Source organism: Amycolatopsis sp. NPDC006131, from assembly GCF_040614175.1.
GTDB classification, from domain to species: Bacteria; Actinomycetota; Actinomycetes; order Mycobacteriales; family Pseudonocardiaceae; genus Amycolatopsis_E; species Amycolatopsis_E tucumanensis.
Map to the genome: position 1 here is coordinate 1 of NZ_JBEXTX010000255.1, position 1,095 is coordinate 1,095.

1 pseudogene is annotated in these 1,095 nt (G+C 74.9%); it reads left to right on the forward strand.

The features are described 5' to 3' along the window. Window positions 1-34 precede the first annotated feature (34 nt). Window positions 35-1,095, forward strand: a pseudogene (locus ABZ215_RS43830) (hypothetical protein); the annotation flags it as partial.

The window sequence follows — 1,095 nt, forward strand, 5'->3', positions numbered from 1 at the left end:
CGAGCGCGCCGCCATGCTGCTGGAAGAAGCGCGCATGGAAGCCGCCCAGATCCGGCGCCGCCCCGACGACCGGCACTGGTTGAGGGCCGCCGCGAAGGACCTGGTCGCCGACGACTTGCACCTCTACGCCGATCCCGCCACCGCGCCACAGATGACGCCCGCCGATGCCGCGCGCGCAGCTGCCCTGCTCCTCGGGCGGGCTGACGCCGGAGTGCTGACCCACGCCGAGGTCGCGCCGGTCGGTCGCGTGATCGAAGACGTGCTCGGCAGGGACAAGCTGGACGAGTTGCGGATCGTGTGGCGGCGTGCGCTGCGCACGGCCGACGACGACGGGCAGACGATGCTCGACCTCGGGCGGCAGTGGTGCGACATTCTCGGCACCGACCCCGCCAACCCCACCCCGTCCCCTGGGGCCAACGGTGACCCGGCTAATGGCACCGGGGCACCACCGAGCGGCCCGTCCCCGATCGCGGAAGCCATCGCGACCGTGCTCGACACCGTGGCCGCCAACGTGGCGCGCGAGAAACCTCCGGAGGATCCCGCCACCCGCGCCGCCGCCGCGCACGCGCGCGAGAACATCGCCCGCAAGGAGGCCGAACGCGCTGCCCGGCAGACCTTCCGGCTCGGCGGGCCCAGGGACGGCCGCACCGCCCTGGCCGGGACACGGCCACCGAAGCCAGAGGAACGCACCGCCGCTCGCGTGCTGGCCCGGGCGCTGGACAGCGCCGGGGTGCGCGACCGGGGCGCGGTCCGCACGACCTCGGTGGTTCCGCCCGGGCGGTTGCGGATGCGCGGCGCCCTCGCCGCCGACGCCCAGCGGGCCGCCGGAGCGCTGCCCACCGCCGAACCGTTCACCCGCATCACCCGCACCATGACGCCCACCCCACCGCTGCGGCTCGGCGTGGCATGCGACGTGTCCGGAACGATGCGCTGGGCCCGTGAGCACGTCGCCTCGGCCGCTTGGATCCTCGCGCACGCCGCCCGCCACACCCGGGTCCCGGCCGACACGGCCACGGTGATCTTCGGCAACAACGTCCGGCCCCTGATCCACCCCGGCCGCACCCCGTCCGTCGTCACCGAGTTCCAGTCCAACGA